This window comes from Arthrobacter alkaliphilus (assembly GCF_021483235.1).
GTDB classification, from domain to species: domain Bacteria; phylum Actinomycetota; class Actinomycetes; order Actinomycetales; family Micrococcaceae; genus Arthrobacter; species Arthrobacter alkaliphilus.
In genome coordinates, this window is the sequence record NZ_JAKEEC010000001.1 from 40,019 (window position 1) to 55,515 (window position 15,497).

At 65.4% G+C, this 15,497-nt stretch carries 14 protein-coding genes; 2 read left to right on the top strand and 12 right to left on the bottom strand.

Features of this window, described 5'->3' with window-relative positions:
* From hisH to L0B83_RS00190, 4 genes are all read right to left on the bottom strand, one after another.
* Positions 1–753: an imidazole glycerol phosphate synthase subunit HisH gene (gene hisH, locus L0B83_RS00175; RefSeq protein ID WP_234755905.1), complete on the bottom strand. Its 753-nt coding sequence runs from the start codon at positions 751–753 to the stop codon at positions 1–3.
* Positions 750–1,376, bottom strand: a complete 627-nt coding sequence (gene hisB / locus L0B83_RS00180; protein WP_234755906.1) for an imidazoleglycerol-phosphate dehydratase HisB — start codon at positions 1,374–1,376, stop codon at positions 750–752. The genes hisH and hisB overlap by 4 nt, the downstream gene beginning before the upstream one ends.
* 42 nt (positions 1,377–1,418) lie before the next feature.
* Complete coding sequence (locus tag L0B83_RS00185; protein WP_234755907.1) at positions 1,419–2,537, bottom strand: histidinol-phosphate transaminase; 1,119 nt, start codon at positions 2,535–2,537, stop codon at positions 1,419–1,421.
* 90 nt (positions 2,538–2,627) lie between these two features.
* The gene (locus L0B83_RS00190; protein ID WP_234755908.1) at positions 2,628–2,987 is read right to left on the bottom strand and encodes a LysM peptidoglycan-binding domain-containing protein; all 360 of its coding nucleotides are present in this window, start codon (positions 2,985–2,987) and stop codon (positions 2,628–2,630) included.
* Positions 2,988–3,347: 360 nt separating this feature from the next.
* Here L0B83_RS00190 and lexA point away from each other — a divergent pair, with 360 nt between their 5' ends.
* Complete coding sequence (lexA, locus tag L0B83_RS00195) at positions 3,348–4,097, top strand: transcriptional repressor LexA (protein ID WP_234755909.1); 750 nt, start codon at positions 3,348–3,350, stop codon at positions 4,095–4,097.
* On the opposite strand, the gene L0B83_RS00200 is transcribed toward lexA, so the two are convergent.
* Together L0B83_RS00200 and hflX are read right to left on the bottom strand one after the other, a co-directional pair.
* On the bottom strand, positions 4,094–6,178 hold the full coding sequence (locus L0B83_RS00200) for an ATP-dependent DNA helicase (protein ID WP_234755911.1): 2,085 nt from the start codon (positions 6,176–6,178) through the stop codon (positions 4,094–4,096). The genes lexA and L0B83_RS00200 overlap by 4 nt on opposite strands.
* Positions 6,171–7,733: a GTPase HflX gene (hflX, locus tag L0B83_RS00205; protein WP_234755913.1), complete on the bottom strand. Its 1,563-nt coding sequence runs from the start codon at positions 7,731–7,733 to the stop codon at positions 6,171–6,173. Before hflX ends, L0B83_RS00200 begins: the two co-directional genes overlap by 8 nt.
* Positions 7,734–8,127: 394 nt before the next feature.
* Here hflX and L0B83_RS00210 point away from each other — a divergent pair, with 394 nt between their 5' ends.
* Complete coding sequence (locus L0B83_RS00210) at positions 8,128–8,742, top strand: class I SAM-dependent methyltransferase (protein WP_234755915.1); 615 nt, start codon at positions 8,128–8,130, stop codon at positions 8,740–8,742.
* Here L0B83_RS00210 and dapF read toward each other — a convergent pair.
* The 6 genes from dapF to recA form a co-directional block, all read right to left on the bottom strand.
* Entirely contained in the window at positions 8,723–9,691 is a 969-nt protein-coding gene (dapF, locus tag L0B83_RS00215; RefSeq protein WP_234755917.1) for a diaminopimelate epimerase, read from the bottom strand. The two genes, L0B83_RS00210 and dapF, sit on opposite strands and share 20 nt — an antisense overlap.
* Before the next feature lie 31 nt (positions 9,692–9,722).
* The gene (miaA, locus tag L0B83_RS00220; protein WP_234755919.1) at positions 9,723–10,664 is read right to left on the bottom strand and encodes a tRNA (adenosine(37)-N6)-dimethylallyltransferase MiaA; all 942 of its coding nucleotides are present in this window, start codon (positions 10,662–10,664) and stop codon (positions 9,723–9,725) included.
* A gap of 6 nt (positions 10,665–10,670) precedes the next feature.
* On the bottom strand, positions 10,671–12,326 hold the full coding sequence (gene miaB, locus L0B83_RS00225) for a tRNA (N6-isopentenyl adenosine(37)-C2)-methylthiotransferase MiaB (protein ID WP_372461085.1): 1,656 nt from the start codon (positions 12,324–12,326) through the stop codon (positions 10,671–10,673).
* A complete protein-coding gene (locus L0B83_RS00230; RefSeq protein WP_234755921.1) occupies positions 12,274–13,557 on the bottom strand; it encodes an aggregation-promoting factor C-terminal-like domain-containing protein in 1,284 nt (427 codons plus the stop codon). The genes miaB and L0B83_RS00230 overlap by 53 nt, the downstream gene beginning before the upstream one ends.
* A 108-nt stretch (positions 13,558–13,665) precedes the next feature.
* Positions 13,666–14,175, bottom strand: a complete 510-nt coding sequence (locus L0B83_RS00235) for a regulatory protein RecX (RefSeq protein WP_234755924.1) — start codon at positions 14,173–14,175, stop codon at positions 13,666–13,668.
* Positions 14,176–14,221: 46 nt separating this feature from the next.
* Positions 14,222–15,268 (bottom strand): recombinase RecA, encoded by a 1,047-nt coding sequence (gene recA, locus L0B83_RS00240; RefSeq protein WP_234755926.1) that lies wholly within the window; start codon positions 15,266–15,268, stop codon positions 14,222–14,224.
* Between the last annotated feature and the right edge of the window lie 229 nt (positions 15,269–15,497).

Genomic DNA, 15,497 nt, shown 5'->3' on the forward strand with positions numbered 1-15,497 from the left:
TCAGGCAGCGCCTCCGGCCCCGGCTTGCGCCTGGGGGTTGGCCTGCGGGCGCAAGCCCTCAACCCAGTTGCGCAGGAGCCGGGCGCCGGCGTCGCCCGACTTCTCGGGGTGGAACTGCGTGGCGCACAAAGGGCCGTTCTCCACGGCTGCGATGAAGCGGGCGCCATGCTCCGACCAGGTCACCTTCGGCGGCGCCATGCGGGGCTGGACGACGTCGAATTCCCACTTTTGAACGCCGTACGAGTGCACGAAATAGAATCGTTCGTGCTCGACGCCGGCGAACAGCTTTGAGCCTTCCGGCACCTCCACGGTGTTCCAGCCCATGTGCGGGACAACGGGCGCAGGGAGGAGTTCGACCTTGCCGGGCCACTCGCCCATTCCTTCGGCCTCCGTCCCGTGCTCCACTCCGGCTTCGAACAACACTTGGAGTCCAACGCAGATCCCCAGGACGGGGCGGCCACCGGCGACCCGGCGGCCGATCATCCGGATACCGTCCACCGCTTTGAGTTCGCGCATCACTGTTTCGAAGGCGCCGACGCCGGGGACCACGAGCCCGTCGGCGTTCAGGACATCTTCGGGCTTGGCGCTTAGGGTCACTGCCGCTCCGGCACGCTCAAGGGCCCGGACCGCCGAGCGGACGTTGCCGGAACCGTAATCGAGCACGGTTACGGTCGGCTTTCCCTCAGGCGAAACGATGCGGCCGGCCGCCTTCGGATCCACCACAGCGCCGTCCTTGAGGATCTGCCCGCTCACAAGGCTCCCTTCGTGGAGGGAATACCCTCGACACGGGGATCGGACTCGACGGCGGAACGGAGCGCCCGGGCGAACGCCTTGAACTGGGCCTCCACGATGTGGTGCGGATCCCGGCCAGCCAGGACATTCATGTGGAGGCAGATGCCCGCGTGCAGGGTGATGGCCTCGAAGACGTGGCGGGTCAGGGAGCCTGTGAAATGTCCACCGATCAAGTGGTATTCCTGGCCGGCGGGCTCGCCGCCGTGCACCAGGTAAGGGCGTCCGGAGACGTCGACGACGGCGTGTGCCAACGCTTCATCCAACGGGACGGTGGCCTCGCCGAAGCGGCGGATCCCGGCCTTGTTGCCCAAGGCGGTGCGCAGGACCTCGCCGAAGGTAATGGCAACGTCCTCCACGGTGTGGTGGACGTCGATGTGGGTGTCTCCCGTTGCCTTCACGGTCATGTCGATGAGCGAATGCTTGCAGAGCGCCGTCAGCATGTGGTCGTAGAACGGCACCGAGGTGCTGATATCCGAGACTCCGGTGCCGTCGAGGTTGATTTCAACCAGGACGGAGGACTCGCTGGTGGTGCGTTCCATGCTTGCGGTCCGGGCGGCTGCCTTACTGGCGCCGTTTTCGCTCATTGATGATCCTTAGGAGGAAGGAGTGGTGGGACTTGTTCAAGTCTAGGCCGGAGTGGAGCCCTGGCCGTCCAGCAAGGCTTCGAGCGCCTCAAGGAATGCCGTGGTCTCGGGTTCCGTGCCGGCGGTGACGCGGAGGTGGCCCGGTATGCCGACGTCGCGGATCAGGACGCCGCGCTCCAGCAGGCCTTCCCACAAGGCGCGGGGGTTTTCGATTCCGCCGAAGAACACATAGTTCGAATCGGAGGCGGCGGGCTTGAAGCCCATGCGGGTCAGTTCGCTGACGATGCGGTCGCGCTGGACCTTGATGTCCTCGACGTCGGCCATGAGTGCTTCGCGGTGCCGGAGGGCCGCCAGGGCGGTCGCCTGGGTGACGGCGGAGAGGTGGTACGGGAGGCGGACCAAGCGAATGGCATCGGAGACCTCGGGGGCAGCAGCCATGTAACCGATGCGTGCGCCGGCGAGGGCGAAGGCCTTGCTCATGGTCCGGGAGACAATCAGGCGCTCCCGGCCGGGGAGGAGGGTCAACGCGCTTGGCGTGTTGTTGTGGGCGAACTCGTGGTAAGCCTCGTCCACGATGACCACCGTCTGGCTCGCTTCGCCCGCCTCGTAGACGGCTTCGACAACGTCGAGGCCAAGCCCCGTGCCGGTGGGGTTGTTCGGTGAGCAAAGGAACACGACATTCGGCTTGAGTTCACGGACCTGGGCGGCCGCGGAGGCTGCATCGAGCCCGTAGTCCTCGGCGCGGACACCGGCGATGTATGCAGTGTCGGTTCCGCTCGCGAGCAGGGGGTACATGGAGTACGTGGGCGGGAAACCGAGCGCGGTGCGGCCCGGGCCGCCGAAGACCTGCAGGATCTGCTGGAGCACTTCATTGGAGCCGTTGGCGGCCCAGATGTTCTCGGCCGCGAGGCCGTGGCCCAGGTATTCGGCAAGGGCTTCGCGCAGTTCGGTGAACTCGCGGTCCGGGTAGCGGTTCAGTCCAGTGGCGGCCGCCGCGACGGCTTCGGTGATGGCCGCCTGGACGTCGGCCGGTACGCCATGCGTGTTTTCGTTGACGTTGAGCAAAATCGGGACATCAAGCTGCGGCGCGCCATAGGGGCTTAGTCCGCGGAGGTTGGTCCGTAGGGGAAGTCGGTCAAGTCGCTCAAGCTGGTCAGTCACTATGACAGTTTAAGGGGCGGGGGCGGGTGCCCTGAAACTGTGACCGTTCCACGGACCGTCCGGGGCAGGGCAAGCCAGCAAAACCTGCCGTTAGGCGGAGGGAATGAAGAGCTGCTGGCCCGGCACGACCTGGCCGTCCTGGAGGTTGTTCAGCTGGATGATCTCGGCGACGACGTCGCGCGGATCCCGGGATGGGGCTGCGGTTCGCGCAATCCCCCACAAGGACTGGCCGGCTTGTACGGTGACACTCGTTGTGGAGGTGGGGTGCAGTTCGGCGGCGGAATCGGCAGCCTTGGCAGGCGAATTCAGGAATCCGGCCAGGCTGAGGAGCACTGCAACCAGGAGCATGGCCGGGACGCCGAAGAAGACCATGCGGCCGCGGCGGGTCAAACGGAGCCGGCCCGCCGTGGCGATGTTGCGGGGCGTCGGGGTGATGGTGATTGCGGACATGAGCTGAGCCCTTCTGCACAATGCCGCGTACCGGAATCCCAGGTTGCGGCTGCCAATTCTTGCCTTCATTTAGTGCTTGCAGGACGTTTGTTCGATGTTGTCTTCGAACGAACACCCGGAGCCTGAAGTACTTTTATAGAACACATATTCGAACCTTGCTATGACATTTTTAGCACTTATCAACGAATGATGTCGAGACTCGCTAGAACAAATGTTTGATAAACGCCTGTGCCTGCCCTACGTTTGAGTGAAGGAACGAGCACTGAATAAGTGCAACAGGAGGGTCTGACATTTCAGGCCGACAGTCCCGGCAAAGCCCCTCGGGGGCCACGCGGGCGGAACGGAAGGGCGTTGGCGAACATGGCAGCGAAAGCCACTGGCGGCGGGCCGGCCTCAGCGCGGAGCTCCCAGCCGCAGAAGGCCCCCAAGAGCCTGACCGTGCGCCAGAAGAAAATCCTGGAGACCATCCAGCGCTCGGTGAACGAACACGGGTATCCGCCGTCCATGCGCGAAATCGGGGACACCGTTGGCCTGGCCAGTTTGTCCAGCGTCACGCACCAGCTGTCACAGCTCGAAAAGCTCGGCTATCTTCGCCGCGATCCCAAGCGTCCGCGCGCCATGGAAGTACTCATGCCGTTGACGCTGGACGGCGGCTCCGTCATCCCCGGCGTCGAAGCCCCGGCGAAACTCCGCAGCGCCGGCGGCCTGGCCGTCACGGAACTCGCGAGTGCCAGCGACACCGCTCTGGTCCCCCTCGTCGGGCGCATTGCCGCCGGTGGACCGATCCTGGCGGACCAGACCGTTGAAGACGTCCTGCCGCTGCCCCGGCAGCTGGTAGGACATGGCGAGCTCTTCATGCTCAAGGTCGCCGGAGATTCCATGATCGACGCCGCCATCTGCGATGGGGACTGGGTAGTGGTGCGGCGTCAAAACGACGCACTCAACGGCGACATCGTGGCAGCGCTCCTGGACGACGAAGCCACTGTCAAGACGTTCCGCCAGCGGGACGGCCACACGTGGCTCCTCCCGCAGAACACCCAGTACGAACCCATCTTGGGCGACCATGCCACCATCATGGGCAAGGTCGTCTCGGTCCTGCGCTCCCTCTAGGAACCGCTCTTGGCCGACTCCGCGTAGAGCCGTTCGAGCGCACCGCGCACCACTGAACGGTCCGTAGTGGGCCAGAAGGGCGGCAACGCGGCCCTGAGGAAGCTACCGTAACGCTCCGTCGAAAGCCGTGAATCCAGTACTGCCACCACGCCTTTGTCCCCGGTTGAACGGATCAGCCGCCCGGCCCCTTGGGCCAGCCGGATCGCCGCGTGCGTTGCAGACACCGCCATGAAACCGTTGCCCCCGGCCTGCGCCACCGCACGGGACCGCGCCGTCATCAGCGGATCGTCCGGACGCGGGAACGGGATTCGGTCAATCACCACCAGCCGGCATGAACCTCCGGGAACGTCAACGCCCTGCCAGAGGGACATGGTGCCGAACAGGCAGGTGTCTTCCTCCTCGGCAAACTGCCGGACCAGGGCGGCCATGGTCGATTCGCCTTGGCAGAGGATGTCCACGTCCAGGCGGGACCGCATCGCGTCCGCGGCGTCCTCCGCTGCGCGGCGGGAGGAGAAAAGGCACAAGGCTCCGCCGTGCGAGGCCTTGATGAGCTCTTCAAGTTCGTCCAGCGCTTCGGGCGAGGTGCCGCGACCCGGCTTGGGCAGGTGCTTGGCAACGTACAGCATGCCCTGCTTCGGGTAGTCGAAGGGCGAGCCTACATCCACGCCGGTCCAGCTGGGGGCGCCTTGGCCCGTCAGGCCGAGCCCGCCGGCCGTGGCTTCGAATGCAGCGCCGATCGCCAAGGTGGCAGAGGTCAAGACCACCGTATGGCCCGCGAAGAGCCCTTCCCGGAGGCGTCCGGCAACGCTGAGCGGCGCGATGTTGATGAGCGCCGGCGAGTCCTCGTCGGGGGCCGAGTAGCCCTGTTGGGGATCGAAGGTGCTGTTCCGGGAGAACCACACCACTTCCCGGTTTTCGCGCGCGGAGAGCAGCCGTTCGCACAGCTCGAGGATCAGCATCAGCCGTGAGCGCGCGAGCTGGCGTCCGCCGTCGACCGCGTTGGACGAATCGCCTTTTGAGTCCGAGAGCGCCGCCCGGCAGGCCTCCCGGAGCTGGTCGACGCAATCAAGTTGTTCGTCGTTGAGCCCGTTGGGCAGCAGGCCGGACGGCGCACCGATGAGCGCGAGTTCCAAGCGGTCCGCGGCGGCGTTCAGCGCGTCCACCGTGATGGCCGTGTGCTTGCGGGCGCTCGAGGCCGCGGCATGGATCATCGCCACGGACAGCTGCCCGGATACGGCGCCGGTGACTCGGTCCTGGAGCTCGTGGGCCTCGTCCACCACCACCACGTCGTATTCGGGCAGCACGGCCAGTCCTTCGAACGCGCTGACGGCGAGCATCGCGTGATTGGTGACCACGACGTCGGACTCCGCGGCGTGGTGGCGGGCGAGCTCGCTGAAGCACTCCTCCGCCATCGGACACTTCTGCGCACCAAGGCACTCCATGGACGTGACGGACACTTGGCGCCAGGCCCGGTCCGTCACGCCCGGCATGAGTTCGTCGCGGTCGCCCGTGGTGGTCTTTGCTGCCCATTCACGCAGCCGCAGGACTTCCTTGCCGAGCTGCGAGGCAGGCCCGCCGATGGCCGCGGCGAGATGCGGAACGCTGGTGTCCTCGCCAAGGGAGAACAGCTGGCCTTCGGCAGGTTCCTCGCTCGGGAAGCCACCCTCCAGCTTATGCCGGCACACATAGTTGGCCCGCCCCTTGACCAGCGCAATGCTGACCGGGCGTTCCAACTCCGGATTGATGGTCTCCAGGAGCCGGGGCAGGTCCCGGCCCACGATCTGCGTCTGCAGCGCCAGAGTGGCCGTGGACACGAGCGTGGGCTTGTTGCTCTCCATCGCGTGCGCAATCAGCGGAATCAAGTACGCGAGGGACTTGCCCGTGCCCGTGCCGGCCTGCACCAGCAAGTGTTCACCGGTCTCGATCGCCCGGGCCACATGCTTGGCCATCTCATGCTGGCCGGCACGGTTCTGGCCACCCATGCCTGCAACGGCGGTATCGAGGAGTTCAAGGGCCAGTAGTTCGAGGTCGGTCCGTTCCCCCGCGGTTTCGCCGCGCTCCCCCGCCTCCGGCTCAACCATTGCTGACGAACGACTCCAACTCGGCTGCCAGGTTCTCGTGGACCATGGCTACCACGCGTGTGCCTTCCTCCTCATGCTCAAGGCTGAGGATTTCGGCCTCGGTGTTGTGCAGCTTGTTGATGAGTTCGCCGCGGTTGTATGGAATCAGGACCTCGAGGCGCACACCGGGACGCGGAATGGCCTCGCTGATGACTCCGAGGAGCTCGGCAATGCCCTGCCCTGTGCGGGTTGACACCACTACGTGGCGTGGCTCTTTTTGCTTGAGCCGCTCAATGACGAACGGGTCCGCGGCGTCCGCCTTGTTCAGGACGATGATTTCCGGGATCTTCCGTGCATCCACTTCGCTGAAAACGGTGCGGACGGCCGCGATCTGGCCTTCCGGATCCGGATGCGAAACGTCCACCACATGCAGGATCAGATCGGCGTCGGCCACCTCTTCCAGGGTGGAGCGGAATGCCTCCACGAGCTGGGTGGGCAGCGACCGCACGAAGCCGACGGTGTCCGAAAGCGTGTAGCCGATCCCGTCAGGGGTTTGGGCCTTGCGGACTGTCGGGTCCAGGGTGGCGAACAACGCGTTCTCCACGAGGACACCGGCATCGGTCAGGCGGTTGAGCAGCGATGACTTTCCGGCGTTCGTGTACCCGGCAATCGCGACCGAAGGAACGGCGTTACGACGGCGGTTGGCCCGCTTGGTCTCGCGCGACGGCTTCATCGCGGCGATCTCGCGCCGCAGCTTTGCCATGCGCGTGCGGATTCGACGGCGGTCCAGTTCGATCTTCGTTTCACCAGGGCCGCGCGAACCCATGCCGGCGCCGGCTCCACCCACCTGGCCACCGGCCTGGCGGGACATGGAATCGCCCCAACCACGCAGGCGCGGCAACAGGTATTCCAGCTGCGCGAGCTCCACTTGGGCCTTGCCCTCGCGGCTCTTGGCGTGCTGCGCGAAAATGTCGAGGATCAACGTGGTGCGGTCCACCACCTTGACCTTGACAATGTCTTCCAGGCCGCGCCGCTGGGAGGGTGCCAGTTCCGCGTCGACCACCACGGTGTCCGCTCCGGTGGACATCACGATGTCCTTCAGCTCCATGGCTTTGCCTGAGCCAAGGAACGTGCCGGGGTCGGGTTTCATGCGGCGCTGGACGATGCCGTCCAGGACCTCCGAGCCGGCCGTTTCGGCCAAGGCCGCGAGCTCCCTCAGGGAATTCTCGGCGTCGGCCAAGGTGCCTTCGGTCCAGAGGCCCGCCAGTACAACCCGCTCAAGGCGCAGCTGCCGGTATTCGACCTCAGTGACATCTTCAAGTTCAGTGGACAGGCCAGCGGTACGGCGCAAGGCCCGGCGTTCGGCCAGATCCTCTTGGTCACCGTCGTAGATGCTGTGTTCTTCGTCCAGGCGGGAAATCGCCTGGGCCTTGCCCAACACGCCCCGGGCTTCGTCGCGGTCCTGAGCTGTGGCAGGTGCGTCCTTGGAGAGAATCCGGTCGATGACAGCCTGGATTTCTTCAGGACTCATGTCCTGGGCGTCGGAATCGGGTCCGGTGTTCTTCTGCGTGGTCATGGTCTCCTTTAGGGGTTTCAGCACTTCCAGAATAGTGCCGATTCGTTTCTTGTGGCGCGGAATTCGCGCAGGGCTGATGCCTGGCAAGCCTCTGCCGATGTACCGGGATGTCCGCCCGGCCAGGCTGCGCGGATTGCGTGCACAGGTACCAGGGGCGGAAGGGGATGATCTGCTGAGCGTCCAAGCGCCAGGAGTGGCGTATGGAACTGACATGCCAAGGCGGAATGGCGCTGCATTTGTGCAGGCCTGCGTCGCGGGCACTGCCGGCTACTTGAAGGCGGCCGGCTACTCAAAGATCAAGAACATGGGCTATAGACTATCAGACCGCGTCAAGCCCGGGCGGGGGCGGCGCGCGGTTTCCCTTGCCCGCGGCTGGCCACTAATCTGGCAAGCTATGGAGTCTGCTCACTATTTCAGCGCACAGCCCGCGGGGCCGTTCACCCGCAAGCCCCTCACGGTGGAACTGGCCGGCGCGACCCGCCGGCTCCAGACGTCGGGAGGCATCTTCAGCCCCGACGGGATCGACAAGGGCACCGCGATCCTTCTCTCCGAGGTTCCACCGCCTGCGCCGCAGGGCAATCTGCTGGACATCGGTTGCGGCTGGGGTCCCATTGCGCTGACCATGGGGCTCATGGCACCGCATGCGCGGGTCCACGCCGTCGACGTCAACGAGCGCTGCGTCACCCTGACCAATGAGAACGCCGCACTCCTGGAACTCGGGAACGTGACGGCGAGCCTGCCCGACGACGTCGACCCCGCCGTGACGTTCGACACCATCTGGTCAAACCCGCCCATCCGTATCGGCAAGGACGAACTCCACAATCTGCTGCTCAAGTGGCTGCCGCGGCTCGCGCCGGGGGGAACCGCATGGCTCGTGGTGCAGAAAAACCTGGGCGCGGACTCGCTTCAGCGCTGGCTGGCCGATACCCTCGACGATTCCTTCTCGGTGTCCCGGGAAAGCACGTCCAAGTCCTTCCGCATCCTGCGGATCAGGAAAGCGTCCCGCTAGCGACGATCACGGCGGGGCCGCTGAGCTCCACGTGTTCACGGCCGCTTTCGCCGGGGAAGAACCGCACGCCGACGACGCCGCCGGGCACCTTGACGCGCCACGTATCGGGAGCGCCGTCCCCCGCCCAGTGACGGATGGCGACGGCGGCCGCACACGCGCCGGTGCCGCACGATTGGGTCTCGCCGACGCCGCGTTCGTGGACCCGCATCGTGATGTTGCCCACGCCATCGTGAACGAGGGGCTCAGCGGGAACCACGAATTCGACGTTGGTGCCGTTGGCCGGCTTGGGATCGACGACGGGCGCCTTGAAGAGCTGGGTGGACTTGAGCTCGGAGAGTTCGGCCAATGCCACGACAGTGTGGGGGTTGCCCATGCTGACAGACAGGGCAGGCCGGGCGACTTCCAAACCGTCGGCGCTGACGAGCGAGTCCATGGCCTTGCTGGTGGCGTCCTTCGGGAAAATAAACTCCCACGGCCCCATGTCCACCGCATAGCCGTCATCCGTGCGGACGATCGTCTTGATGCCGCCACGGGTTCCGATGGTCAGGGATTCGCCCGCGTTGAGGGTGACAAGCCCCTGCTCAATGAGGAATTGGACAAAGACACGGACGCCGTTGCCGCACATTTCGGACAACGAGCCGTCGCCGTTGCGGTAGTCCATGAACCATTCGGCAGCGGGATCGGCCTCGAGGAGCTGGAGGCCTTCGGGCAGGAACCGTGAAGGGACTGCCCGGATGAGTCCGTCCCCGCCGACGCCCAGATGACGGTCGCAGAGTGCCGCGACCTGCTCCGGAGAGATCTGGTGCGCATCATCCGGATCCGCGATGAGGACGAAATCGTTGCCGGTGCCGTGTCCCTTGGAGAAGGCCAGCCCGTGCAGACCGGAGGCAGGTACGGAACCGCCGGCAGCTGTGGGCTGCGGGGCGGAAAATGCGAGGGTTTCATCCATGGCTCAAGGCTACCTGCACTAACGGTTGCGCCTAAATCACCGACGCCGGGCTCGCGCAGATTCCTGCGGCTTTGGCCACCAAATCCGGATCCTGCCAGTCCAGCCAGTGGATCCGGGGGTCAGCCCGGAACCAGGTGAGCTGGCGCCGGGCGAACTGCCGTGTGGCCACGATGGTTTCCTCAGCCGCGGAAGCGGTGTCGGATTCGCCGTCGAGGACCTTCAAGAACTGGGCGTATCCGAGCGCCCGCGACGCGGTCTTGCCTCGCCGGAGTCCGGCGGCGTCGAGCCGCGCCACCTCGGCGAGGAGGCCGGCGTCGACCATCCGGTGGACCCGTCCGGCCAAGCGGTCACGCAGAACGTCGCGGTCGACGTCGAGCCCTATCTGGACCGCCGGCTGGAAGTACTCGCGGCTTGGCATGAAGGAACTGAACGGGCGGCCGGTGAGCTCGAAAACCTCAAGCGCACGGATCACGCGGCGCGCGTCGCCGAGCCTGTCGGCGGACACTGGGTCCACGGAGCGCAGGCGTTCCTGCAGGGGACGGAGCCCCGCCTGGGCGTGCTCCCGTTCCAGCCGTTCCCGCACGGCAGGATCGGTACCAGGGAACTCGAGGACATCCAGCGCGGCCCGGACGTAAAGCCCTGATCCGCCCGCCAGGATGGCACGCTTGCCGCGGCTGTGGATATCGCGGATGGCCGCGCGGCAGTCGGCTTGGAAAGCCGAGACGCTGGCTTCCTCGGTGACATCCATTGTGTCCAGGAGGTGGTGGGGCACTCCCCTGCGTTCGGCGACGCTGATCTTGGCCGTGCCGATATCCATTCCACGGTAAAACTGCATGGCATCGGCATTGATGACCTCGCCGTCGAGCTCGAGGGCGAGGTGGACGGCCAGATCCGATTTGCCGGAACCGGTAGGGCCGACCACCGCGATCACGGGCGGGTTCGGGCCAACCGGTCCGGAGGGTGCTGCTGCCATGTCCGGCTAGCCGCGCCGAACGGGCAACGACGGCATGCCGAGGGAGACGCCCTTTGACCCTGAAGACCCGGCGCCCGCGCCGCCCGGCGCCGGAGCGCCGCAGGAATCGGCCTGTGAGCGGTCCCACGCATCGCCGGCACGGGAGCGCCTCAAGCTGTAGTCCGCCGATGTCTCCGGGTCGGAGACGAGGTGGAAGGCGGCAGCTTCCGTGATCGTCACCGTGACGAAGTCGCCGGGCCGCGGAGCCTGTGCGCCTTCGGGCACGGAGAAGTGGACCAGCCGCTGGTCCTGGGAACGGCCGGACAAACGATGGGTTTCCCCGGCTTTGCGGCCGGACTGGGCCGTGACAAGGAGTTCAACCTGGCGGCCAAGCTGTTTCGCGTTTTCCTCGGCCGCGATGCGGTCCTGCAGCGCGGTCAGCCTTTCGTACCGTTCCTGGACAACGGCTTTCGGGAGCTGTTCGGGAAGCTCCGCGGCCGGGGTGCCCGGGCGCTTGGAGTACTGGAAAGTGAAGGCCGAGGCGAACCGCGACTTTTCGACGACGTCGAGCGTTGCCTGGAAGTCCTCTTCGGTCTCGCCGGGGAAGCCCACGATGATGTCGGTGGTGATCGCGGCGTGCGGAATCTTGTCACGGACCTTGTCCAGGATCCCGAGGAACTTGCTGGAGCGGTAGGAGCGGCGCATGTCCTTGAGGACCTTGTCCGAGCCGGACTGGAGGGGCATGTGCAGCTGCGGCATGACGTTGGGGGTTTCGGCCATCGCGTCGATGACGTCGTCGGTAAAGGCAGCCGGGTGCGGGCTGGTGAAGCGGACACGCTCGAGGCCTTCGATGCCACCGCAGGCACGGAGCAGTTTGGAGAAGGCCAGGCGGTCCCCGAACTCAACGCCGTAGGAGTTCACGTTCTGGCCGAGCAGCGTGACCTCGACTGCGCCGTCGTCTACCAGCGCCTGGATTTCGGCGAGGATCTCACCCGGCCGGCGGTCCTTCTCCTTGCCGCGGAGGGACGGCACGATGCAGAAGGTACAGGTGTTGTTGCACCCGACGGAGATGGAAACCCAGCCCGAGTACACCGAATCACGCTTGGTCGGCAGGGTGGAGGGGAAGACGTCGAGTGCCTCCAGGATTTCGAGTTGCGCCTCGTTGTTGTGACGGGCCCTGTCCAGCAACGCCGGGAGCGCCCCGACATTGTGGGTCCCGAAGACGGCATCCACCCACGGCGCCTTGCGCACGATGGTTTCGCGGTCCTTTTGCGCGAGGCATCCGCCCACCGCAATCTGCATTCCGGGATGGGCGGCCTTGACCTGCTTGAGTTCCCCGAGGTTGCCGTAGAGCTTGTTGTCGGCGTTCTCGCGGACGGCGCAGGTGTTGAAGACCACGACGTCGGCAACGCCGCCGTCGGACGGCACGTATCCTGCGGCCTCGAGGAGCCCGGCCATGCGCTCGGAATCATGGACGTTCATTTGGCAACCGAAGGTCCGCACTTGGTAGGTGCGCTCCGCCCCGCCCTCAGGTGCCGGATCGACGACGGGGGCCGGACCGGGCTGCTGGATGGGGGCTGGTGCTGGTGCTGCGGAAGGGAAACTCACCAATCTAGGGTAGCCCCTCGGACTAGTACCAGTTGAAGCCCATCTCGTGCTGCCAGGCGTTGCAGGGCGAACCATAACGGTCGCGGATATAGCCGAGGCCCCATTCGACCTGGGTCCGGTAGTTGGTGAGCCAGTCACTGCCTGCCGAATAGTACTTATCCGGGGGCAGCGCCTGCGCAATACCGTAAGCACCGCTGCTGGGATTGGTGGCGTCGGTCATCCAACTGGACTCCTGGATCCACAGGGAGTTCAGGCACCGCATTTGGTCCTGCCCCCAACCATAAGCGCCGAGGCGGGAGGACGCGTATTGCCGTGCGCCCGCGGGGTCGTTGACGACGCTGCCCCCGCCCCCGCCCGCGAAGCCTCCCCCGCCGCCACTGCTGATCGGCGACTGGATGACCGCTGGCTGGGCGGCTTGCTGGGCCTGTTGTGCTTGCTGGGCCTGTGCTTGCTGGGCCTGTGCTTGCTGGGCCCGGGCTGCCGCCTCGGCTTCGGCTGCCGCTTGCCTCTGCGCCGCTTCCCTCTTGGCCTCCTGGGCGGCCTGGTACGCCGCAAGCGCTACCTGGCCTTCCTGGTATTTTTGCGCAACCGCGGCAGAAGTGGACGTCAAGGACGCGAGTTGGGCCACCATGGTCTTTCGCTGGCCGTCCGTCGCGGCCACGCTGTCTTCGGCGGCGCGCCTGGCGGAATCCGCTGCCTGGGCTTTTGCCGCGGCGTCGCTGTCCAAGCGGGCCAACTCATCGCGTGCGGCCTGTTCCTGGGCGGTTGCGGCGGCAACTGCCTGGGACGCGCTCAGGGCGTCATCGTGCAGTTTCGCTGTGCGGTCCAGGACCCGGTTCAGCACAGCGAAATTATGAAGGTTGTCCGGCGCGATGGCGGCGTTCACCAGGGACCAGGGTCCTGGATCGAAGCCGCCCGACTCGTATGCCTTGACAACCAGCGAGGAAGTGGACTTTCTCAATGAATCCGCTTTTGCCTTGGCCTGTTGGGATGCCTCAGCAAGTTTCTGCGTCACGGCCTGCTGATGAAGCAAAGCATCATGGGCCTTGGCATACTCAGTTCCGGCTTTGATGGCTGCCGCACCGAGTTCGCCGGATTTCTGCTGGAGGCCTGCCAATAACCCGTTGATGCGGTCCACTTCGGCGCTTGCGGCGGCCTCGTTTCCCTGGGCCTGCTGTACTTCCTCCCAGCTGGGATAGCCCGACGGCGGGGCGTCATCGTCCGCCGAAGCCCGGCCGGCGGGGAGCAGGGACGCGACAAGCAAGGGCACAATGATCGCCGGCAGCCGTAACGACAACGCTTTCATTGGTTCTGACCTGCCTCCCGACTCGGAACACTAGTCCAGAACCTTAGCCGACCGGTACCGGGAAGCCACCCCACCCCGCCGCCCCGGGACAATACTCACAGGCAGCTCTCAGTTCTCCGTGGACAGGGTTTCGTCCAGGACCTCGCCGACAATCCGGAATGCCGCCGATGGCTGGTAGCCCTTGCGGGCGAGCATCGAGGCGAGCCGCCGGGTTTGCTTGTCCCGCTCGGCCCTGTCGGAAAGGTCCGTTCCGGCCCTCAAACGACGGGCAACCAAGTCCCTGGCGGCATTCCGCTCGTCGTCGTCGCTCACAAGCGCCAGCGCCTGCTCGGCGGTTTCCGAGTCGATGCCCTTGTCCGCCAGTTCCCGCCTCAGGGCACCGCGGGCGAGTTTCCTCGTCTGGGCACGGCTGCGGACCCACATCTCGGCGAAATCGCCGTCATCAATGAGCCGGACTTCTTCGAAGCGGTCCAGGACGGCTTCGGCCACGTCCTCCGGCACATTCCGCTCAGCCAGTTTGCGTGCGAGCTGAAGCCTGCTTTTGGGCGAGTTGGTCAGTTGCCGCAGAACGATGGCCCGGGCTACCGATTCCGGGTTGGCCTCAGCGTCCGCTGCCACGGATGAATCCGCGGACGGACCCCACGAGCTGGAGCGTCCCTGGCGCTTAGCCGTCAACGGCCTTCAGCTTCGGGGAGGCTTCGGGTTCGGCAGGCTTGGCTCCGACACCAAGCTTCTCCTTGATGAGCCGCTCGAGGTCCGCGGCCAATTCCGGGTTGTCCCGCAGGAATCGGCGGGAGTTCTCCATGCCTTGGCCCAGCTGGTCACCGTCGTAGGTGAACCATGAGCCGGACTTCTTGATGATGCCGTGCTCGACACCCATGTCGATGATGCCGCCCTCGCGGGAGATGCCCTGGCCGTAGATGATGTCGAACTCGGCCACCTTGAAGGGCGGAGCCATCTTGTTCTTGACGATCTTGGCTTTGGTGCGGTTACCTACCGAGTCCGCGCCTTCCTTCAGCGTCTGGATGCGGCGGACATCGATACGGACGGAAGCATAGAACTTCAGTGCCTTACCACCGGTGGTGGTCTCCGGGGAGCCGAAGAATACGCCGATCTTTTCGCGAAGCTGGTTGATGAAGATCGCGGTGGTCTTGGTCTGGCTCAACCGGCCCGTGATCTTACGCAGCGCCTGGCTCATGAGCCGTGCCTGGAGGCCCACGTGGGAGTCACCCATTTCGCCTTCGATTTCGGCACGCGGCACAAGCGCGGCAACGGAGTCGATCACCACGATGTCCAACGACCCCGAGCCGACCAGCATGTCCATGATTTCCAGTGCCTGCTCACCGGTGTCCGGCTGCGAGACCAAAAGGGCGTCCGTGTCCACGCCAAGCTTCGCGGCATAGTCCGGGTCCAGTGCGTGCTCGGCGTCGATGAACGCCGCGATACCGCCGTTGCGCTGAGCGTTTGCCACTGCATGGAGTGCCACGGTGGTCTTACCCGACGATTCAGGGCCGTAGATTTCCACGACGCGTCCGCGCGGCAGGCCGCCAATGCCAAGGGCGACGTCCAGGGCGATGGAACCAGTGGGAATGACTTCGATGGGCGCGCGGGTATCGTCACCCAAGCGCATGATGGAGCCCTTGCCGAATTGTTTGTCGATCTGGGCAAGCGCTGCCTCGAGCGCCTTCTCACGATCCTGGTTTGCCGCCATGGTTCACACCTCTGATGCTTTCTCGCTGTGGACTGGCCTGAACGGCCGCTTTCCTGTCTCATCCGACGCTAGTACGGGGCGCTGACAATTTTGTGTGCAACTGCGCCTATGTGGACAACTCCGGGCTTCGAATGACACGGAAACTGCTCCGCCAGGATCAATTTTCCTCTGATAGGAGCATAGCCTCATCCGAACAGATATTCGAACAAATGCGTCGGCGTGTCCGCCC